This is a genomic window from Sphingomonas aliaeris (assembly GCF_016743815.1).
GTDB lineage: Bacteria > Pseudomonadota > Alphaproteobacteria > Sphingomonadales > Sphingomonadaceae > Sphingomonas > Sphingomonas aliaeris.
The window spans coordinates 1043558-1064106 of the sequence record NZ_CP061035.1; the positions used below are offsets into that span (position 1 = coordinate 1043558).

General features: G+C 63.2%; 19 protein-coding genes. 14 read left to right on the top strand and 5 right to left on the bottom strand.

What is annotated here, in order from left to right:
* The first annotated feature begins 175 nt into the window (after positions 1–175).
* From prsK to H5J25_RS04795, 8 genes are all read left to right on the top strand, one after another.
* Complete coding sequence (gene prsK / locus H5J25_RS04760) at positions 176–2242, top strand: XrtA/PEP-CTERM system histidine kinase PrsK (protein WP_202094981.1); 2067 nt, start codon at positions 176–178, stop codon at positions 2240–2242.
* Positions 2243–2256: 14 nt separating this feature from the next.
* Positions 2257–3603, top strand: coding sequence for a PEP-CTERM-box response regulator transcription factor (prsR, locus tag H5J25_RS04765; protein ID WP_202094982.1), 1347 nt, complete (start codon positions 2257–2259; stop codon positions 3601–3603).
* A gap of 109 nt (positions 3604–3712) precedes the next feature.
* On the top strand, positions 3713–3964 hold the full coding sequence (locus tag H5J25_RS04770; protein WP_202094983.1) for a hypothetical protein: 252 nt from the start codon (positions 3713–3715) through the stop codon (positions 3962–3964).
* A gap of 193 nt (positions 3965–4157) precedes the next feature.
* Positions 4158–5477 carry a sugar transferase gene (locus H5J25_RS21305; RefSeq protein ID WP_318781347.1) on the top strand — a complete coding sequence of 440 codons (1320 nt, stop codon included), beginning with the start codon at positions 4158–4160 and terminating at the stop codon, positions 5475–5477.
* A 207-nt stretch (positions 5478–5684) separates the two neighbouring features.
* Entirely contained in the window at positions 5685–5930 is a 246-nt protein-coding gene (locus tag H5J25_RS04780) for an XrtV sorting system accessory protein (RefSeq protein ID WP_202094984.1), read from the top strand.
* Positions 5931–6137: 207 nt separating this feature from the next.
* Positions 6138–6980, top strand: coding sequence for an exosortase V (gene xrtV, locus H5J25_RS04785; protein WP_225883353.1), 843 nt, complete (start codon positions 6138–6140; stop codon positions 6978–6980).
* Positions 6977–7705 (top strand): exosortase-associated protein EpsI, V-type, encoded by a 729-nt coding sequence (epsI, locus tag H5J25_RS04790; RefSeq protein WP_202094986.1) that lies wholly within the window; start codon positions 6977–6979, stop codon positions 7703–7705. The genes xrtV and epsI overlap by 4 nt, the downstream gene beginning before the upstream one ends.
* 59 nt (positions 7706–7764) lie before the next feature.
* Positions 7765–8631, top strand: coding sequence for a SurA N-terminal domain-containing protein (locus H5J25_RS04795; RefSeq protein WP_225883354.1), 867 nt, complete (start codon positions 7765–7767; stop codon positions 8629–8631).
* Positions 8632–8792: 161 nt separating this feature from the next.
* On the opposite strand, the gene H5J25_RS04800 is transcribed toward H5J25_RS04795, so the two are convergent.
* Positions 8793–10346, bottom strand: a complete 1554-nt coding sequence (locus tag H5J25_RS04800; RefSeq protein ID WP_202094987.1) for a tetratricopeptide repeat protein — start codon at positions 10344–10346, stop codon at positions 8793–8795.
* Positions 10347–10546: 200 nt separating this feature from the next.
* Between H5J25_RS04800 and H5J25_RS04805 the strand changes: the two genes are divergently transcribed.
* The 6 genes from H5J25_RS04805 to H5J25_RS04830 all read left to right on the top strand — a co-directional run bounded on the left by H5J25_RS04805 (position 10547) and on the right by H5J25_RS04830 (position 17102).
* Positions 10547–11164, top strand: a complete 618-nt coding sequence (locus H5J25_RS04805; protein ID WP_202094988.1) for a polysaccharide biosynthesis/export family protein — start codon at positions 10547–10549, stop codon at positions 11162–11164.
* Positions 11161–12354 (top strand): hypothetical protein, encoded by a 1194-nt coding sequence (locus H5J25_RS04810; RefSeq protein ID WP_202094989.1) that lies wholly within the window; start codon positions 11161–11163, stop codon positions 12352–12354. The genes H5J25_RS04805 and H5J25_RS04810 overlap by 4 nt, the downstream gene beginning before the upstream one ends.
* A complete protein-coding gene (locus H5J25_RS04815) occupies positions 12351–13832 on the top strand; it encodes a GumC family protein (protein WP_202094990.1) in 1482 nt (493 codons plus the stop codon). The genes H5J25_RS04810 and H5J25_RS04815 overlap by 4 nt, the downstream gene beginning before the upstream one ends.
* A complete protein-coding gene (locus H5J25_RS04820; RefSeq protein ID WP_202094991.1) occupies positions 13829–14635 on the top strand; it encodes a CpsD/CapB family tyrosine-protein kinase in 807 nt (268 codons plus the stop codon). The genes H5J25_RS04815 and H5J25_RS04820 overlap by 4 nt, the downstream gene beginning before the upstream one ends.
* 89 nt (positions 14636–14724) lie before the next feature.
* A complete protein-coding gene (locus H5J25_RS04825; RefSeq protein ID WP_202094992.1) occupies positions 14725–15918 on the top strand; it encodes a glycosyltransferase in 1194 nt (397 codons plus the stop codon).
* On the top strand, positions 15915–17102 hold the full coding sequence (locus H5J25_RS04830; RefSeq protein ID WP_202094993.1) for a glycosyltransferase family 2 protein: 1188 nt from the start codon (positions 15915–15917) through the stop codon (positions 17100–17102). Before H5J25_RS04825 ends, H5J25_RS04830 begins: the two co-directional genes overlap by 4 nt.
* A gap of 4 nt (positions 17103–17106) precedes the next feature.
* On the opposite strand, the gene H5J25_RS04835 is transcribed toward H5J25_RS04830, so the two are convergent.
* From H5J25_RS04835 to H5J25_RS04850, 4 genes are read right to left on the bottom strand one after another with little or no spacing between them, the layout of a single operon-like run.
* Entirely contained in the window at positions 17107–17832 is a 726-nt protein-coding gene (locus H5J25_RS04835) for a glycosyltransferase family 25 protein (RefSeq protein WP_202094994.1), read from the bottom strand.
* A 56-nt stretch (positions 17833–17888) separates the two neighbouring features.
* Positions 17889–18956, bottom strand: coding sequence for a glycosyltransferase (locus H5J25_RS04840; RefSeq protein ID WP_202094995.1), 1068 nt, complete (start codon positions 18954–18956; stop codon positions 17889–17891).
* A gap of 2 nt (positions 18957–18958) precedes the next feature.
* Positions 18959–19492, bottom strand: coding sequence for a serine O-acetyltransferase (locus tag H5J25_RS04845; RefSeq protein WP_202094996.1), 534 nt, complete (start codon positions 19490–19492; stop codon positions 18959–18961).
* A complete protein-coding gene (locus H5J25_RS04850) occupies positions 19489–20538 on the bottom strand; it encodes a glycosyltransferase (protein WP_202094997.1) in 1050 nt (349 codons plus the stop codon). Before H5J25_RS04850 ends, H5J25_RS04845 begins: the two co-directional genes overlap by 4 nt.
* Positions 20539–20549 lie beyond the last annotated feature (11 nt).

Below are 20549 nucleotides of genomic sequence, written 5' to 3' on the forward strand. Positions count from 1 at the left end.
ATCGGACAATCTTACCCGCCACCGCGGTCATACGGGCGAAAGGATTAAGGTTTTTACCCACCCGATTGTGATATAAAGCGGCGCGAACGGAGGGGCGGGGGATCATGAACGACGACGGGGACGGATACGGCTGCCGACCGACCGTGCGCACAGCCGCTTCCGGACGAGGCGCCGAATGCCGTCGCTGAGTTTCTGGAGCGTCGTACTCTCTACGATTTTCTATGCCGGGCTCGCCATCTGGCGCCTGCTGATCACTCGGCGTCACCCGCGCGCGCTGCATCTCGGTCTGGCCTTCACTGGTATGGCCTTGTGGTCCGCATCCATGCTGTCGGGGGTGTCGGCCTGGATGGTGGTCAGCGAACCGATGCGGGATGCGGGATGGCTCGCTTACATCGTATTGACGACGCGCACGTTCGAACAGGATGACGAGGCGCGTAGGACGATCCGTCGGTTCTGCATCAGCCTCGGCGTGCTTATCGTCGTCAGGACCGCACTGTCGCTGCTGATCGCGCAGGGCGGCCTAGCATATTTCGCGGCGGTCGACCTGACCATCGCCATGTTTTCGGCGCATTGGGTCTTCGCGCTGGTGGGCGTGGCCTTTGCGCATTTTCTTTATCGCGCGTCCGCTTCCGCCTCGGCTTCGGGATTTCGCCTCATCGTCATCGCGCTGGGCGTGTTGTGGGCATACAACCTCAATCTCTACACGTTGATGCTGCTCGGCTATCCGCTGGCGGTCCTGCTGCTGCAGGGCATGGGCGTGCTGGCACTGGGGCTTGTGCCGGCGCTCGCTTTGGCGGCGCGGCGAAAGGAGCGGTGGAAGGTCACGCTTTCGCGTCAGGCGACCACCCGGTCGTTGCTCTTCGTCGCCATCGGCAGCTATTTCGTGGTCATCTCCGCCGCGACGCGTGCGCTGATCTGGGCGGGGGGGCACGGCGCGGATCTTGCGCGTTTGCTCGCCGCGGTCATCCTTGCACTGACGATATTGGCGATCGGTCTGCTGCCCAAATTGCGCGCGCGGGTGAAGGCGATGTTCGTCCGCCATCTGTTCGAACATCGTTACGATTATCGCAGCGAATGGCTGAGGTTCAGCGCAACGATTGCGGACAGGACGATGCCCAACCTTTCGGCGGAGGAGCGCGCGATCCGGTCCGTGGCGGATGTCACGGAATCGCTTGGCGGGGTGCTTCTGTTCGCGGAACGGGGGGAGCGGATGGCGCTCGCCGGGTGCTGGCAATGGTATACGTCCGATCCGTTTTCGCACGCTCTCCCGGTCGAGGCGCAATGGCTGGACGATCTTGCGCATAGCGGGCGTATTCTGAATCTCGACGAGATTCGCGAGACCGGGGGATCGACCGACGAGGATCGGATGGTGCCCGACTGGCTGTTGCGCGAGAACAAGGCCTGGGTCGTCGTTCCCCTCGCGCGGTCCGGGCGATTGGTGGGCATTATCGTGCTCGGCCGTCCGCAACTCGATCGCGATCTCGACTGGGAGGATTTCGATCTGTTGCGCGTCATCAGCCAGCAGGTCGCGGTGCATCTGACCGATGCACAGAATCAGGCCGAACTCGACGAAGCGCGCCGGTTCGAGGAGTTCAACCGGCGTTTCGGCTTCATCATCCACGACCTGAAAAACGTGGTGAGCCAATTGTCGCTCGTGTCGAGCAACGCGGCGCAACACGGCGCGAATCCCAAGTTCCAAGCCGCGATGGCCAAGACGCTTGAGAATGCGACCGGCAAGATGACGACGATGCTGTCGCGCCTGTCGACCGAGCGATCGATTGCCGAGCCGCAAATGGTCGAGGTCGATCTTACCCGGCTACTGACCGGTGTCGCCCAGCACAGCTACGCGCCGGGGGTCGTGATATTGTCGATCGAGCAGGATTGCGTGATCCTTGCGGATGCGGAACAGTTATCGATCGCCATCGAACATCTGATCACCAATGCGATCGAGGCCAGCCCGCCGAACGCCACGGTCGCGGTATCGCTGACGATCTGGGACGGCGTGGTGGTGATCGCCGTCGAGGACAAAGGCGAGGGCATGACGCCGGAGTTCATCCGCAAGGAACTGTTCAAGCCGTTCGCGTCGACGAAGAAGAATGGCTTCGGCATCGGCGCTGCGGAGGCACGGTCCTTGGTGATCGCGATGGGCGGGGATATGGAAGTTATCAGCGTTAAGGGTTCGGGAAGCCGCTTCGCGCTAAGATTTCCCCTGCTTCGTTCATCGGACGATGACGGTATTTGATCGGGATATAACGGGTGGCAAAGCAGAAATTGTTGATCGTGGAGGACGATGTCGGCCTCCAGAGTCAGCTCGAATGGGCTTTCGAGGCCTATGACGTCATCGTCGCGGGGGATCGCAAGGCGGCGCTCATGGCGATACGCAACCACAAGCCGCCGGTCGTGACGCTCGACCTGGGCCTGCCGCCCGATCCCGACGGCGCGACGGAGGGTCTGGAAACGCTGCGCGAGATCGTTGCGATCAGCCCTGAGACGAAGGTGATCGTCGCGTCCGGCCATGAAGCGCGGGAAAGTGCGCAGACCGCGATCGCTCTGGGTGCCCACGATTTCTACGCCAAACCGATCAACATCGCCGATCTGGGGCTGATCGTCGCGCGCGCATTCCACATCCATGCGCTGGAGGCGGAGAACCAGAAGGGGCCGGCGGCGGCGACATCGGCCAACGGCATCATCACCGGGTCCGCCGCGATGATGGACGTGCTGCGAACCATCGACAAGGTCGCGGATGCCGACGCCACGGTCATGCTGCTCGGTGCATCGGGCACGGGCAAGGAATTGCTCGCCAAGGCGATCCACGCGAAAAGCTCGCGCGCAAAGGGGAATTTCGTCGCGATCAACTGTGCCGCGATCCCTGATACGCTGCTGGAGGCCGAGCTGTTCGGGCACGAACGCGGGGCCTTCACCGGCGCGGTCAAGATGACGGTCGGAAAGATCGAGATGGCGCAGGGCGGCACGCTGTTCCTGGACGAAATCGGCGATGTGCCGGCACAGACGCAGGTCAAGTTGTTGCGGTTCTTGCAGGAACGCGTGATCGAACGGATCGGTGGTCGCAAGGCGATCCCCATCGACGCGCGCGTGGTGACCGCGACGCACCAGAATCTCGAACGGATGATGCGCGAGGGCGAGTTTCGCGAGGATCTCTACTTCCGGCTGGCCGAGCTGGTGGTAAAGGTTCCGACACTGGCCGAGCGTGACGGCGACGCCTTGCTGCTCGCGCGGCATTTCCTGCAACATTACCGCGATGCGAAGCGCACCAAGGCGAAGGGCTTCACCCCCGATGCGATCGCCGCGATCACGGCATGGCCGTGGACTGGCAACGTCCGCGAACTGGAGAACCGCGTGAAGCGGGCGACGATCATGGCCGACGGCCCGATGATCACCGCGCGCGATCTCGATCTCGGCGATCCGGAATTGCCCGCCAAGCGCGCCGAGTTGCGCATCGCCCGAGAGCGCGCCGACCGGCTCGCCATTGCGGAAGCGATTGCGGCGAACGACGGCAACCTGTCCGCCGTGGCGCGCGACCTCGATATCTCGCGGCCGATGCTCTACGATCTGATGAACAGTTACGGCATACCCAAGGGCTGATCCGCGCGGGCTAAAGCGCATACCGGCCTTTTCGACAACGACGCGGCTTGTTGACGATTAATAAACCAATGCCGCCCTAATCCCTGACTCGAAATCAGAGGATGTCGGCATGGTTGGCGGGTCTGCAGCAGCGAAAAAGCCCCTTGCGAACGGCGCAGCGCCAATTGCGTTCGAAGCTAAGGTATTGAGTTACAGCGGTCTGGTCGGGCCTACGGACTCTCGTCTCGCCGCGCCATCCGTGTCGGTGCAGTTGCCCGAAGCGCCGACCGACGTTTTCCACACTATTTCGGTCGCTTGCGGCTATATCGGTCTGCTGGCCGGTTTTGCTGCGGCAGGCGGCGGTTTATTCCTCTTTTTGTAAGAAATAGCGGCTCCAAAATCGGCAATCCGTGATAGGTGCACGTCGTCGAATTGAAAGATGGCGAACGAGCCATTAATCCTTCCGACATGTTGCCGAACGCAGGTTGATTCGTCTCTGGTTTCGCCGCGTCGGCGCCATCGGTATTCCGGCAATCCGGAATTAGACACCTGTTTTGTCCATCGAGGATGGTAGTATGGACTTAGTGGATGGTGATGGCGAGGGGGATGCCTATCAGCGTTTTTCCGCCCTCGGCTATGCGATGTCCAAGCAAGCTCACCGGTTCAAGCTCTATGCACTTCTGGCGGTCGTCGATACGGTTTGCATCGTCTTCGCCTATCTTCTGGCCGGGCTGCTGCGCAATGGCGCGGTCTTCGGCGCTAATGGCGTTTATCTTGCCGCGCTGATCACCCCGATCTTCCTGTTGTTCGCATTCAATAGCCAAGCGTACGGTTATCAGGTGCTGATCGACTGGAAGCAGGGGTTGAGCAAGGCCATGATGGCTTTTGTGCTTGCCGTCGTCGCGGTATTGTTCGTCGCATTCTATGCACGGTCTTCGCTGGACTTCTCGCGCGTCGTCTACGGCGTCGGCTCGATCAGCGGGGCGATCTTCCTGGTCGCCGGGCGCTATGCCTTCAAGAAAGTCGTCAACAAGACCAGCGACCAGCACCTGCGCGCCGAACTGGTCATCGTCGACAATTGCGAACCGTTCGATTTCGGCGATGCCCGCGTGATCGACGCTGCGGCATATGGCCTGCGTCCCAATCTGCGCGATCCCAAGATGCTCGATCGGTTGGGCAACGCGGTGCTCGGCGCGGATTACGTGCTCGTCTGCTGCCCGGTGGAAGATCGTGCGGCCTGGTCGCTGCTGCTGAAGGGCACCGACGTGCAGGGGCATTTGCTTGCGCCCGAATTCGACGAGGTCGGCGCGAACAGCCTGAGCCGGTATCATGGGCAGTGCGTGATGCAGGTCGCATCCGGTCCGCTCGACCTGCGCAGTCGCATGCTGAAGCGCGGCATGGACCTGTCGATGACGATCCCCGCGATCGTCTTCCTGTCCCCACTGCTGCTGCTGGTCGCGATCGCTATCAAGTTGGAAACGCGCGGGCCGGTCTTCTTCCGTCAGCAGCGCATGGGTCGCGGCAACCGGCTGTTTTCCGTCTACAAGTTCCGCTCGATGCGGGTCGAGGATTCGGACGCCGACGGCAAGCAATCGGCGACCCGCGACGATCGCCGGATCACGCGCGTGGGGCGGCTGATCCGCGCGACGAGCATCGACGAACTGCCGCAATTGCTGAACGTCCTGCACGGGGACATGAGCCTGGTCGGGCCACGTCCGCACGCTTTGGGCTCGCTTGCGGGCTACGAACATTTCTGGGAAGTCGATCAGCGCTACTGGCACCGGCATTCGTTGAAGCCCGGCATCACCGGGCTGGCGCAGGTCCGGGGCTTCGCGGCGCGACCCATGAGCGCGAAGATCTCGTCCGGCGTTTGCAGGCCGATTTGGAATATCTGAACCAATGGACGCTATGGCGCGACTTCGCGATCCTTGCGGCCACGATTCGGGTACTTGTGCATCCCAACGCGTTTTGATTAGTGGCTGCAAGTATATCGTTTGGGGCTTTTTTTAGGATATCGAGTGTCTGGCGATACCGGTATTTAACAAAAGCCCGTTACGCCGTCGGAACAGTCGACGTTTAGTTTAGGTTCGGGGGACGGGGTTTTGGAAACTGTATACGACTGGTTGACCGTCGCCATCTTCGGCGGGTTGATCACCTTGTTCCTGCAACGGTCGAGCGCGGACGAACCGAAAGACAAGATGTGGCAGTATTTTCCTGCCGCGATCGGCTGCGCGGTCGCCAACTATCTGGGCAATCACGAGCAGCACGTGCTCGCCTGGCTGGCGATCGCCGGGATCGGTATCTATGTATGGTACGTGCTCAAGCCGCTGGAGCACTGGAAGAAATAACAAGCGTCAAGCGGGGGCCCGCGATAATCGCCGCCGCGCGCCCGCTATTCGAAGGCATAGTAATACGCTATTAGCGTGCGCCACGTATAAAGATGGCGGCAGGTCTATCGGCGTATGCGAGAGTGATGATGATCCGGCGTGATCAGGAGACGTACGATTAACGTTCAAAGTCCACTGGTCATGGATCGACGTATCGATTCGCCAGCCATGCCCAGACCGGGCCTGTTGATTGCGCTGGCGGCAGTCTGCTTCGCCGGTCCGACGATGTTCGACGTCGCGCGGATCAGTTGGTCGACGGAACAGGGCGCGCATGGTCCGATCGTTCTGCTGACCGGTATCTGGTTGCTGGTGCGCGAACTTCGCGCGTCGCGGCCCCGTATGCGTCGTGGCAACGGGCTGCTGACGTTCGCGCTGCTGGTCCCCTGCCTGATCGTGTACACGCTCGCCCGCATTTCCGGCATCATCGAAATCGAGGGATTCACGATGTATGCCGGGCTGATCATCGCCGCATACGGCATCTGGGGCGGCGCGGTGTTGCGCGCGGTGTGGTTCCCGCTCGTCTACATGCTGTTCGTGTTCCCGCCGCCGGACACCCTGTTCGCGATGATGACGCAGCCGCTCAAGATCTTCATCTCGCAGACCGCGGTGTCGTTGCTCCACACGCTGGGCTATCCGATCGCCGGATCGGGCGTGATGATCCAGATCGGGCAGTATCAGATGCTGGTCGCCGCCGCGTGTGCGGGTCTCAATTCGCTGCTCAGCCTGACGGCGCTGGGCATGTTCTACAGCTATATCCGGCACAGCTCGAACTTCCCGTACATGCTGGCGCTGATCTGTTTCATCCTGCCGATCGCGGTCGTCGCGAACCTGGTGCGCGTGCTGTTGCTGCTACTCATAACCTATCATTTCGGCGAAGCGGCGGGGCAGGGCTTCTTCCATGAATTGGCCGGTCTCAGCATGTTCGCCTCCGCGCTCATCGCTATCTTCTTCATCGACTGGCTCGGTACCCCACTGCGCCACAGGCTGGCCGCGAAGGGGCGTGCGAAATGAGCGATACGGTGGTGAAGACCGGCGTCGGCGGCACGCGCCGGACCGCCTCGCGGCCCGGGTTCGTCGGATCGCGACGCGAGCTGCTGATCGGCGGCGGCTTCCTGGTCGCTGCGGCGACCGCACTTGCCATGAAGCCGCGCAACCAGTTGAACATGCTGGGCAAAGGCAATATCGAGACCTTGGTGCCCAACACGATCGGCGACTGGAGCTTCGTCGCGGCCAGCGGTCTGGTCCTGCCGCCCGAAGATCAGCTGGAAAAACAGCTGTACAGCCAGCTGCTGACCCGCACCTACACCAACCCGCGCGGCGTGCAGATGATGTTGCTGATCGCGTATAACGGATCGCAGGACGGCGTCGTCCAGGTGCATCGCCCGGAGGTCTGCTACCCCGCCGGCGGGTTCAAGCTGACCCAGATCGACGAGCATGCGATCCCGATCGCGAAAGATATCACGCTGCCGTCGCGCTTCATCGTCGCCGAAACCGGCATGCGCCGGGAACAGATCATCTATTGGACGCGATTGGGCACGGCGTTCCCGCGGCAATGGTCGGAACAGCGTCTGGCCGTGTTTGAGCAGAATCTGGAGGGGAATATCCCCGATGGATTGCTTGTGCGCATCTCCAGCGTCTCGCCCGATGTCGGTGCGGCCGATCTGGATGCCTTCGCACGCGATCTTTACGCATCGGTTGGAACTACCATGCGAAGCGTGCTCGTCGGGCCGCGCTAAACGATTCGTCGATCGGTCTTACGTCCGCGACCGTGCGGGCGTCACAGGGAGAAACTAGGGTGAACAGGAAATTGAAGTTCGTGGCCGGGACCGCAGCGATGCTCGTGCTGCTGTCGGGTTGCGAAAAGAAGGTCGGCGGCCAGGTGGTCGCGGTCGTCAATGGCGAGGAAATCACCCAGCAGCAGCTCAATGCGGAGTTGAACGGCGCGCAATTGCAGCCCGGCGCGGACAAGAAGGCGATCATGGCGCAGCTTCTGCAGCGCGTCGTCGATCGCACGCTGTTGGTACAGCAGGCCAAGGCTGACGGTCTCGACCAGTCGCCGGCCTATCTGGAGCAGGCGCGTCGCCAGCAGGAATCGCTGCTCGTGAACATGCTCGCGGGCAAGATGGCGAAGAACATCTCGTTGCCGGACAATTCCGCTGTGTCGAACTTCATCGCGGGCAACCCGACGATGTTCGCCGGCCGCAAGCGCTACATGCTCGACCAGATCGTCTTCCCGCAGCCGACCGACATGACGGTGATCAAGGACCTTCAGCCGGCTCACTCGCTCGAAGCCATCGCCCAGATTTTGACCGCGAAGGGCATCCAGTTCCAGCGCGGCAACGGTCAGGTCGATTCGGGCATGCTGCCGCCGGACGTCGCGTCGCGTATCGCCGCGCTTCCCGCCGGAGAGCCGTTCCTGATCCCGGACAATGGACGGTTGGTCGCCAGCGTGATCAAGTCTGCGGAAGCGGTCGCGACGCCCGAAGATCAGGCGAAGCCCGCCGCGCTCAACGTGCTGCGTCAGCAGGCGCTGGCCGAGGCGATGCGCAAGCAGGTCGCGAAGTCGCGCTCGACCGCCAAGATCGAATACCAGCCCGGCTTCGCGCCGCCCGCCGGGGTCAAGCCCGGCGCCCCTGCAGCCGGGGCCGCCCCGAAGGCCTGATTTAGGAACCCGGCGATATCAGTATCGCCGGGTTTTCAATGGATTGGGCAAGCGAATGCGATCGTAACGATCGCATCGCGGGGATATCGCAACCCGCCCCCAAACCGTCGGTGCCAAAATCGGAATGCCGGCGCTAAGCCGTGCGAGGCGGCTTAGCGCCTTCAGGTCCCTGTCGTCGCCTTTGCCGCCGCCGGAGTCGTTGCCACCGGTTTGGATGGCGCAGGCATCGGTTCCGGTGTCTTCGGCTTCTCGGGTACCGCTGTGGGGTCGATCGACAGGCGCAGGCGCCGCGCGCGCAGATTGTTTGGCACCGCGCGGGTCATATCCCGTAATGCGTCGTTGGCGGCATCGCGGCGCCCGGTCCCGATCAGCGTCCGGGCAAGCCGCGCGTTCAGCCGCGTATCGCCCGGATTCGCACGAACGCCTTCACGCAGTGCAGCAAGGGCGAGATCCAGATCGCCGCGCGCCGTCAGCACGTTTGCCAAGGTCAGGCGGGCGGTCGCGTTTTGCGGATCGCCGGTCACCACAGTGCGTGCGTCGGTAATCGCTTCGGTCGCCTTGCCGTCCTTGGCCAGGAACCTGGCGCGTGCGATCAGCGCGCGTGGGTTGTTGGGGTCGAACGCGATGATCTCGTTCAATCGCGACATGGCATCGGCGCGTCTGCCCTGCAGTCCCACGGCGTAGGCATAGGCGGCCTTTGCATCGGCATTCTCCGACGATACCGGCCCGTCGATCGCGCCGTTCAGGATCGCGACCGCAATATCCGGGCGGCCGACTTCGCTGGCATATTGGGCATAGACCGACTTCATCTCCAGCGTGACGTTCGCCGCCTGCGACGCGATCGTGTCCAACGGGATCGCAGATCCACCCTGGGCCAGGAATAATTCGAGAATGGTCCCTGCCAGTGCGATGTCTTTCGGCCGCTCCTCCATCACCGTCCGGATGATCTGGTTCGCCGCCGCCTGTTGCCCGTCCTGAAACAACATGTCGGCATATTCCAGTTGGATGTCGAAATCGTCCGGCGTCGCCGCGGTCAGCCGCTTCAACGTCGCCATATAGTTCGGACGATCGAGCGACTGGCCGTACAGGTCCTTCAGGAAGGCCAGCCGTAGAGTCGCGTCCGCCGTCACTTTCAGCGATCCCTCGATCAGTTCCGCCGCTTCCTTGAAATGCGCCCGCGCCGCAAGCACGCGCGCCTTCAGGATCTGCGCGCCGAGATCGGTCGGCTGCTTGGCCAGGGCTTGCTCCGCAAATGCGAGCGCCTCGTCCTTCTCACCCCGCTGAAGCGCCGCTCCGCCCTTCATGACCAGCGGGAGAATATCTCCGGGGGTCAGCAGCAGCAACTGGTCGGCATATTTGTCGACCTTGTCGGGTTGCTTCGCAGACAGGCCCAATTGGCCTAGCAGGCGCAATGCCTCGACATTGCCGCGATCGAACTGGATCACGTTTTCATAAGCGTTGAACGCGCCACCGTAATCCCCCGCAGCCAGGCTTATCCGGCCAAGCAGAAGCCAGTAGTCGCCGACGTCGTCACGCGCCGCCACCGCCTGATGGGCCAGCCGTAGCGCGTCCTGCGTCCGGCCCTGCTGGAACGCGATGTCCGCCTCGGCTGCGGCCTTGGCGGCGGTCTTGTCCGGCGACGTACAGCCGGCCATCGCGCCGGCGATGACGAGGGTGGTCAGGACTGCGGGGATCAGTCGGCGTTTATACTGCATGAAGCTCGACATACTCGAAATCGGTAATAATCTATAAGTTTCGCGGCACATGGCCGAACGTGCAACGCGATTTCCATCGCTGCACGACGTCACGGCCCGTCCGATAATTGCGCATCTCCGCGAGTTTACTCTCTTTTCGCCTAGCACAGCGGTCGCGTGATGGGTTAAGGCCGTGGCGATTAAACATTAGGGGGCTTAAAATGCGCTTATCCGCTACTCTGGCGGCTTGTGCCATCGCGATTGGTGGCTTGACCGCAGGGGCCTCGGCCAGTGCGCAGTCGGGCGGCATTCTGGTGAACGGCCCGACGGCCCCGCTGCGCGCATATCGCATCAATCCGGGCGACGAGATCGAGGTCTATGTCTGGGGTGAAGAACGCCTGCAGCGTACGGTCAAGATCCTGCCGGACGGCACCTTTTCGTTCCCGCTCGTGGGGCAGATCGATGCGCTGAACAAGCTTCCGAAGGACGTCGAGGCTGAAGTCTCGAACGGCCTGAAGACCCAGTATCGCGATACGGTGCCAAAGGTCACGATCTCGGTCCGTTCCGCGACTGGCCTGCAGTTCAGTGTCGCCGGCAAGGTGCGGAGCCCGGGCGCGTTCACGCCGGGTCGCTACATCAACGTGCTGGAAGCGCTGACGATGGCCGGTGGCCCCGCCGACTTCGCCAATCTCTCCGAAGTCACGATCCTGCGCAAGTCGGGCGGCCGGCTGTCGGCGATCAAGGTGCGGTTGACGGATGTGCTGAAGGGCAATCCGACGGATCGCGACCTGGCGGGCATCCCGCAGCTGGAAAGCGGTGATACGGTGATCGTACCATGACGCGCGGGCAGCGTACGCGTCGGCATCTTGTCCTGGCGAGTGTCCTCTCGACGCTGCCGGGCGTCGCTTATGCTCAGAGCGATATCGAGCTTGCGGCGGACGTCGCCGGCAATATCGGCTATTCGACCAACCCGTTCACGGAGATCGGCGACGATACCGGCAGCGGTGTCGCCGATATTCAGGTGCGTCCGCGCGCGACCTTGCGAGGCGAACGCAGCGTCATCGTACTTTCCGGCTCGGCGCAATATCAGAAGTATTTCCGCCGCTACAACGATGCGCAGAATTATCTGGTGGCGCTGGATTACAGTGGCACGCCGAGCGAGCATCTCACGACGCATCTCGGCGTAACGTATGATAATTCCATCCTCGGTTCGAACCGGGGATTTGTTGGCCCGTTCGATCCGACGCAGCCGGAAATTCCCCCGGTCATCGGATCGGATCTCGCGTTGTTCGGGACGCGCGATCGACGGTCCACCATCGGCGTCAATGGCGACCTGAATTTCGTCCTGTCGCCGCGCGATACGATCACTCCCAGCGCCTATTTCGTCCGGTCCCGCTATCGCCGCTTCTCGCAGGGCAATTATGACGGATATGGTGGCACGCTCGCATATTCACGGCAGGTGTCGGAGCGTCTCCAGCTCGGTTTGCAGGGGTCCGCGTCCAAATACGATTATCAAGGGCTGGCGGGTGACTCCACCGTCTACAGCGTGCGCGGAACCGGGTCGTATACGTTCAGCCCTCGCTGGAAGGTAAACGGCGCCATCGGCGTGTCCTTCATCGACGAGCAGACACGCGGTTCGCGCGCGACCTTGTCCGGGAACGTCAATCTTTGCCGATTGTCGGAACTGTCCAACCTTTGCTTGTCTTTTATCCGCTCTGTGGTTCCATCGGGCTTTGCCGGCACGCTGACCCAGACGTCGATCGGGCTGAATTACTCGAACCGTATTTCCGAACGCGGAACGATCTTCGCGAACGCGGCCTATTCGAAGAACGACAACAACAACCCGCTGCTGCTGTTCGGCGGCAACGAATATATTTCTGCGACAGTCGGATATGAACGTTCCATCAACGAACGGCTGCGTATGACAGCCAATACGCGGTACCGCGACGTTTTCGGCTTCGGCGGCAATCGTGGGGCGGATTATGGCGGCCAGGTTGGCGTGACGTACAAGATCGGGGATGCTAGATGACGGACAGCGCGGGATATCCCGCCGGCCAGGAGGAACAATCTTCTGGCATTATGGGTAGTTTGCCACTGATCCTGTGGCAGCGGAAATGGTTCGTCATCATTCCGGCTGTTATCGTCGCGATCGCGGCGACGGCTGCGGCTTTCCTGTTGCCGCGCAGCTATCAGTCGAGCGCCGTTTTGCTGGTCGAGTCGCAGAACCTGCCGGGCGGCACGACCGCCGGGCCGGCCGACGACGTGATCGATCGCCGCATCGCAAAGATCCGTCAGCAGATTCTCGCGCGTCCCGATCTGGTCGAGCTGATCCAGAACAACAATCTCTACAACGCCTCCGATCGGTCCGAACCGCTGTCGGCGCTTGTCGAGAAGATGCGCGCCGCAACCAACATCAGTGCGGTGGATGCGAACATCACGCGCGGTGCGCAGGGTGGCCAGGGATCGATCGCCTTCTCGCTGACCTTCGATTATCCGCGCGCGGCCGAGGCGCAATTGGTCGCCCAGACCTTCGTCGATCGCCTCCTGAAGCTGGATGCATCCGAATCGCAGTCGCAGGCACAGACCAACGTCCGCTTCCTCGAAGATCAGCAGAGCAGCCTCCAGGCGCAGGTCGATGCGGTCGAGCAGCAGGTCAATCGCGTCACGGGCCAGAACGGCGCGGCGCTTTCGAGCGGCGCGAACATGGGCATGATCAGCACCGGTGGTGGCGATTTCGAAGGACAGATCGCATCCCTTCGTCGTGAAAACCTGCAATTGCAGGCGCAACTTGGCAAGACAGGTGTCGGCCGCGATCCCGGCGTGGTTGCCGCCGAGGCGCAGCTCGCGGCCGTGCGGGCGCAATATTCGGACGATCATCCCGATGTGAAGCTGGCGGAGACACGCCTGGCGGCTGCCAAGACCGCCGCATCGCAGTTCCAGACCAACAATGTCGCGGGAACCATCCAGCAGCAGATCGCGGCGAACAACAAGGCGATCTCTGACCTGAACAGCGCACGTGGCCAGTCGCAGAGCCGCGCGATGCAGATGGCGGCGGCGCAGGCTCGCGGTCCGGTCGTCGCGCAGCAGGTGTCGCAATTGCAGGCGCGTGCCGACCAGATCCGCAACGACCTCGGCAAGGTGACGTCCAACCTGCTCAACGCCCGGTCGCTCGCCAAGCTGACCGAGGAGCAGCGCGGCGAACGTCTGACGCTGATCGATCCGCCGAACACGCCGGATCGGCCGACCAAGCCCAATCGTCCCGCATTGATCCTTGGCGGGATCGCGGCCGGACTGGGGCTGGGCTTCGTGCTCGCCTTCCTGATCGAGCTCGTCCTTCGTCCGATCCGCAGCGCTGCAACGCTGACGGCGCTCACCGGCGCACCCCCGCTCGCGGTCGTTCCCGTGCTGTCGCACAAGCGTCCGAAGACCGGGGGCCGGTGGGCCTGGTTCTCGCGCAAGAAGAAGCCGACCGAACAAAAGCTCGAAGAAGAGGGCCAATACGCGTGACCCAGGCAAGCGAATGGGACTCTGGTACCGGCGACCGGCCGGTCTCGCCCGCGTCGGTACTTCGACGCAGTGAATCGACCGAATCGCTGGAGCGGTTCGATTCGACCAAGCGCGGCGTGTTCGGATTCAACAGTCGCGACCGCCGCTCGCGGCCGTTCAACCTGCTGCGCGCGCAGGTTTCGAAGCTGATGACGGCGAACAACTACAAGATCATCGGCATGACCTCCGCCACGCCGCGCGTCGGCAAATCGTTCATGGCGAGCAACCTGGCGGCATCCATGTCGCGCATCCCGGGCACGCGGACCTTGCTGTTCGATCTCGATCTGCGCCGCGGGTCGATTGCGAAGACGTTCGACATTCCCGAAGGTCCGGGGATCAACTCCTTCCTGTCGGGGGAGATCGATTCCCTCGATGCGGCCGCCTATGACATTCAGGGGACCAACCTCACGATCTTTCCATCGTTCCCCACCGACGATTCCTCGGCGGAACTGCTGTCGGGCAGCCGCCTGAAGACGTTGGTTAAGGCGATGCGCGGGCTGTCTGAAAACGTGATCTGCATCTGCGATCTTCCGCCCGCTTTCGCGAATGACGATACCGCCATCGTTCTCCGCGAGATCGACGGCTATCTGTTCGTCGTGGAAGAGGGCATGACGACCGCGCATCAGGTGCGCGATGCCATCGAATTGCTGAAGCCGGCACCGTGCCTCGGGACCGTCCTGAACCGCTATCGTGGTGGGATCGGCGGGGACGATTATGGCTTCGGCTACGGGACTCAACGCTATTACGACGCCTATTATTCCTGACGTAACACATCGGGCTTAAGGCGCGGGCGATCGGTCGATCCGGGTGACCCGGTCACGGTGTCGTCCCGCGCATGCATGGAATTGCGGCAATGAAGATAGCGTATCTGATCAATCGCTATCCAGCGGTTAGCCACAGCTTCATCCGCCGGGAAATCCTGGCGCTGGAGGCTGCGGGCGCGTCGGTCGAGCGCTTCTCTATCCGGCCCTTCGACCAGAACCTCCCGGATCCGGCGGACCGGGCGGAAGCGGACCGCACCCAAGTGGTGGTAAGCCAGGGTATCGCGGCGTTGTTCGCCGCGACGCTGAAGATGCTGATAACCAGTCCCGCCCGCTTCTTCCATGCCTTGCGTATCGCGCTCAAAGCGTTCGCCGACGAACCGCGCCGTGGTTGGCGCCAGTTATTCTATCTCGTCGAGGCATGCTGGCTCGCCCGGAAGCTACGCGGCGTCGATCATCTCCACGCACATTTCGGCACCAATCCCGCCGCAGTCGCGCGATTGATCGGCGCGCTGACCGGCATTCCGTACAGTTTCACCGTTCACGGGCCCGACGAATTCGACGCGCCGGGCGCGTTAGATATCGCCGGCAAGATCGCGGACGCACGGCACGTCATGGCGATCAGCTCCTATGGCCGCAGCCAGCTGATGCGCTGGAGCGATCCCGGTCATTGGTCGAAAATCGCGGTCGTGCCGTGCGGCGTGGACCGGGTGTTCACCGAAGCAAACGCGCCGCGTGCCGATTACGGAAAGACATTGTGCTGCGTCGCCCGGTTGAGCGCGCAAAAGGGTATTCCGCTCCTTATCGAGGCGGTCACGGAGCTTGCCTCCAGACGATCCGACTTCCGCCTCGTCCTGGTCGGCGATGGCGAGATGCGCGCGGAGATCGAGCGCATGATCGTGGACCGCGGCCTGTCGGAAATCGTCTCGATCACCGGCTTTGTCGGGGCAGCGCAGGTCCGCGACATCTTGCTGTCCAGCCGCGCGATGGTCCTGCCCAGTTTTGCCGAAGGGCTGCCGGTGGTCATCATGGAAGCCTTGGCGCTGGAAACGCCGGTGATCGTCACGGCGATCGCCGGCGTGCCGGAACTGGTCACCGAAGACTGCGGCTGGGTCATACCGGCAGGGTCGGTTCCCGCGCTGGTCCAGGCGATGGACGACGCACTCGACTGCGATACCGCAACGCTCGCCGCGAAAGGGCGGACGGGGCGTGCACGCGTGCTGGAGCGGCACGAATCCGGAAAGATCGGTGCCGATCTCGCGGCTCTTTTGCAGGACGTGGCATGACCGGTGTGCTGCAGATACTGGCGATCGTCCTGCTCGTACCGATCATCGTCATCGATACCGTTTTCCTCAGCGAAATCCTCTTCGGTCTCGCGGGCAGCGTAAAACCGATGCGTGCGGCGCCCAGATCGTCCGTCGCGCTGTTGATCCCGGCGCATGACGAAGAGGCCAGTCTGCCCGCGATGCTGCCCGGCCTGCTGGACCTGAAGTCGAGCGGCGCGCGCGTCCTTTTGGTCGCGGACAATTGCACCGACGGTACGGCACGAACGGCGAGGGAGGCTGGGCTCGAGGTGGTCGAGCGCACCGATCCCGACCGGCGTGGCAAGGGCTATGCGCTCGCCTTCGGGCGCGACGAACTGGCGAAATCGGCGCCCGATATCGTCGTCATACTGGACGCGGATTGCGCGATCGACCGGGCCGCTTTGACCCGGATCGTCCAGCGCGCGACGATCACCGATCGCGTCGTCCAGGCCGCCTATGTCTTCCGCCCCGCACTGCATGCATCGGCGGCGGTGCAGATCTCCAATTTCGCGTTTGCGACGAAGAACATAGTCCGCCAGCGGGGGATCGCGCGGCTCGGCGGCCCGGCAATCCTGACCGGATCCGGCATGGCCTTCCCGTGGAGCACGTTCGCCGCGCTCGATCTCGCGACGGGAAATGTCGTTGAGGATCTCGTCATGGGGATCGAACTGATCGAACGCGGCCTGCCGCCCGTATTCGAACCCGGCGCGACGGTATGGTCCGACAGCAGCGGCGATTCGGGCACCGAAACGCAGCGCGCCCGCTGGGAGGGCGGCTTCCTCGCCACGGCACGCAGCGTCGCACCGCGTCTGCTCGGGACGGGACTGATCCAGCGGCGTTGGTCCAAGATCTGGATGGGCGCACATTTGCTCGTTCCCCCGCTGACGCTGCTGCTGCTTGCGAACGTCGTTGTAACGCTGCTCGCGGCGCTGCTCGCACTCGGCACCGGAATGGTTACGCCGCTCCTCATCGGCGGCGGATTGCTGTGGGCGCTGATCGTCGCGGTCGCCGCCGCATGGGCGGTGGAAGGCCGCCGCCATATTAGCGGTATGACGCTGATCCGCCTGCCATTCTACATCGCCTGGAAACTCGCGCTCTACGCCCGCATTCTTGGGGGAAAACGCTCCGTCGCCTGGGTCCGCACGGAACGGGTCGACCGCCCCTGAAGCTTCAGTCGCGCGACGGTTCCAGGATTGACCGCAACCGTCGCGCAATATTGGCGAAGGTCCGCAGCACCGGGATCCGGTCGATCATCGGTTGCGTATCCGAGATATCGGACCGCGACGATCGTTGATAGCCAAGCTTGGGCGATGCGGCATAGGTAACGACATCGGGATGCAGCATCCGGAACACCGAATATGCACCATCGACATGCATCGGACCGTAGTCGGGCGATCCTGCGGGGCGGGTGAGAATGCCCTCCAGAAAGTCGATAACGCGCGGTATCACGCGGCCATTGAACGCAACGAACGGCGTCGTTTCGACTGCCTGCTCGGCCGGCAACGGCGTATCCGCGCCCCCGGGATGGGGCGCGTGCAATCGATACGCCCCGTAGAAGATGTCCCAGTCCCCGCCGAACAGGCGATCGAGCTGTGAGCGCCCCTCGGACTGGAAATCACCCGAAAAGTTGAGATCGTCCTCCAGTATAAGGACGGTCTGGACCCCGTCGGCGCGCGCCTCACGAAGGATCTCCAGATGGCTCATGAAACATCCCCGCGCGCCGAGGCTCGGGAAATCCGCAGGATCGGTTGGCCGCACCGCGTCGAAAAACGCGATCCGCGGATTTCCATTCGCACCGACGCGCTCAAGCTCCCTCGTCATCTCGCGCCGACGATCCGTCCGCTCGGGCAGATTGATGATCCGCACGCTATCGAACCTGGCCAGTATATCGCTCATCGAACTGCTCCCGAAACGCTGGCTATTCTGGGGTTTGGATTGGCCTGAGACACCGATCAAATACTCTTTGACCGCTGCATCCATGCCGGCGTCCGGTCGAACGGTTCGTCCCATGCGGTATGATCGGATGTCACGTCCGCCCGGCTCGGCAGGACCCCGCAGCCGATAAGATCGCGCCCCTCGCGACGGTTCAGGATGTGATACCCGCCCCGCCCGATCATCCGGCGCGTCATGTAGAAGGCATGGCCCGTGATCCAGGCGAGGTTCGCCGCGATCGCCGTGCTGCGCCCACCGATCAGCGAGAAACAGCGCCGGCGCGATCTGAACCAATATCGCGGCAAGGGCGGCCCGATCGTCAGGTCCTTGCGATTATACGCCATCCCGGTCGATGCGCCGCCGATATGGTGGACCTTGCTCGCCGGTTCGTGGCGGACGGTCCAGCCCGCCTTGCGCAGCCGGTGCGTCAGTTCGACTTCCTCGAAATACAGGAAGAAGGCGGTGTCGAACAATCCGGTCTGCTTCAACGCTGCGGCGCGGAACATCATGCTTGCGCCCGTCACCCAATCGACCTCGCCCGCATGCCCGTCGTCGAACACGATCGGCTCGATCCCGAGCAAACGCCCGATTCCCCCGGTCCGGGCACCGCGCAACAATTCGCGGCCGACCGATGGAAAGCGGAAAGCGGAACCGGACGGGCTGCCATCGTCGTTCAGCAACAGGCTGCCCACCGCCGCGCAGCGCGGATACCGGTCCAGCGTCTCGACCAGCGCCGAAACCGCGCCCGGCGTTACTTGCGTGTCGGGGTTGAGCAGATAGATATAATCCGGCGGACTGTCGGACTGCATCAACCGCAGCATCGCCTGGTTGTTGGCCCAGCCGAACCCGCCATTCACCGCCAGCGGCAGCACCGTAACCCAATCCGCAAGGTCGCTTCCCGCAACCCCCGCCTCCAGCCGCTCGACCGAGTCGTCGTTCGAAAAGCCGTCCGCAATCACCAGCCGCAGGTCGGGGAACTCAGCCCGCGCGCTCGCCAGCGCTCGGGCCGCGTCCAGCGCGAGAACCGGCGTGCGGAAATTCACCATGACCGCGGCGACGGATGTCGCCCCGGTTCGCGCTTCAGGCATGATCAAGACGTTGGTTCCCCGCGCATCGTGATCGTGGCCGGAACACCGATCGCCAGCGCCCGCGCCGGCACATCGACCAACACGACTGCGTTTGCCCCAACGATCGCACCGTCGCCAAGCGTAATCTTGCCGAGCACGACAGATCCCGCGCCAAGCTGCACGCCGCGCCCCAGCACCGGCGCGTCGTTCAGTGCGTCGAGCCGACGGATGCCCAGCGTGCAATTCTGCCGGATGATGCAATCGTCGCCGATCACCGTATCGCCGTGAACGACGATGCCCCCCTGATGTTCGACGACCACGTTCCGGCCGAGCACGACCGAATAGGGCAGTTCGATGCCATAGACGTCCCGGCACCGGCGGAAGAGCGCGCGATACAGTATGCTGAGCGGCGCGCGGAGCAACTTGGGGCGCACGCTCATCCGCCACACGCCGAAGCGATGCACGGCCACGGCCCGAAATCCGGGCTTGGTCCAGTCGCGGCCATGCGCGATCCAGTCTTCGCGAATCTGCGCGAACAGGGGCAGGTCGGCGTTCATCGGCTCGCCGCCTGCTTGTACTCGATCAGTTCGGATTTCCTGCCACCGGCATGGTCGCGCCGGAATCGGAGCAGGCCGAGCAACTCGGGGAACTTGCCCAGCATCAGGAAGATGCCGCTCGCCACCGCGATGCGCGGCGGCAGCGTGCGGGACTTGGCGAGCGCGATCTGCGCCATCTTCGCGGGCCACACGAGCAACAGCGCCGCCGCGGCAAGCCACGCCACGACGCTGCCCGAGAGGATTGCGGCAAGCAAAGCGACGATGAAAAGTACCGGCATCGCCAATCCCCAGATCAGGATGCGGCGGCAATTGCGACGATAATCGGGATCGCGCAGTTCCGGGTGGCGGCTGGCCAGTTCGGCAAAGGCATGCCCGGCGCGCTTGCACCGCATCCACCATTGCCCGAAGTGCAGGATCGCGGCATCGTGCAGCGTCATTTCGCTGTCGATCCGCTCCAGCCGCCATCCCCCTGCGCGCAGCCGCGCCGCCATGTCGGGGTCCTCACCGGCGATCATTCCGGCATCATAGCCGCCGATCGCCTGCAACGGCGCGACCCGGCACAGCACGTCGCCGCCACAGGCCGATGCCGGCCCGACCGGCACGTTCCATTCGTCGTTGCAGAAGGCGTTGTAGATGGAGCGGTCGGGATAGCGTTCGCGGCGGCGGCCGAACACCAGCGCCAATGCGGGATCGCGGTCCAGCGCTGCCATGCCGGCCTCGAGCCAGCCCGGCTGCATCTCGCAATCGCCATCCACCATCTGGACGTATTCCAGTGCCGGGTTTTGCGCGACCAGATAGGCCAATCCGGCATTGCGTGCGCGGGCGGCGGACAGGCGGGGCGGGGCGGTCAACTCGATCGCATGCACGCCGCGCGACATCGTCATGGCGACACTGTCGTCCGACGATGCGGAGTCGACATAGACGCACGACACGCCCTCGGGCAGGGAATCGAGGCACCGCACAAGCCGGTCGCCTTCGTTGCGCCCGATCACGACGATACCCAGCCGATCCTGTTCATGACGCCGATTCTCTTCGTGGTGCGGCAATTAACTCACTT

Coding starts and splice junctions, on each gene's coding strand:
- prsK (WP_202094981.1), top strand. CDS start 176: ATGCCGTCGCTGAGTTTCTGGAGCGTCGTACTCTCTACGATTTTCTAT.
- H5J25_RS04770 (WP_202094983.1), top strand. CDS start 3,713: ATGGTTGGCGGGTCTGCAGCAGCGAAAAAGCCCCTTGCGAACGGCGCA.
- H5J25_RS21305 (WP_318781347.1), top strand. CDS start 4,158: ATGGACTTAGTGGATGGTGATGGCGAGGGGGATGCCTATCAGCGTTTT.
- xrtV (WP_225883353.1), top strand. CDS start 6,138: ATGCCCAGACCGGGCCTGTTGATTGCGCTGGCGGCAGTCTGCTTCGCC.
- epsI (WP_202094986.1), top strand. CDS start 6,977: ATGAGCGATACGGTGGTGAAGACCGGCGTCGGCGGCACGCGCCGGACC.
- H5J25_RS04800 (WP_202094987.1), bottom strand. CDS start 10,346: ATGCAGTATAAACGCCGACTGATCCCCGCAGTCCTGACCACCCTCGTC.
- H5J25_RS04805 (WP_202094988.1), top strand. CDS start 10,547: ATGCGCTTATCCGCTACTCTGGCGGCTTGTGCCATCGCGATTGGTGGC.
- H5J25_RS04810 (WP_202094989.1), top strand. CDS start 11,161: ATGACGCGCGGGCAGCGTACGCGTCGGCATCTTGTCCTGGCGAGTGTC.
- H5J25_RS04815 (WP_202094990.1), top strand. CDS start 12,351: ATGACGGACAGCGCGGGATATCCCGCCGGCCAGGAGGAACAATCTTCT.
- H5J25_RS04825 (WP_202094992.1), top strand. CDS start 14,725: ATGAAGATAGCGTATCTGATCAATCGCTATCCAGCGGTTAGCCACAGC.
- H5J25_RS04830 (WP_202094993.1), top strand. CDS start 15,915: ATGACCGGTGTGCTGCAGATACTGGCGATCGTCCTGCTCGTACCGATC.
- H5J25_RS04835 (WP_202094994.1), bottom strand. CDS start 17,832: ATGAGCGATATACTGGCCAGGTTCGATAGCGTGCGGATCATCAATCTG.
- H5J25_RS04840 (WP_202094995.1), bottom strand. CDS start 18,956: ATGCCTGAAGCGCGAACCGGGGCGACATCCGTCGCCGCGGTCATGGTG.
- H5J25_RS04845 (WP_202094996.1), bottom strand. CDS start 19,492: ATGAACGCCGACCTGCCCCTGTTCGCGCAGATTCGCGAAGACTGGATC.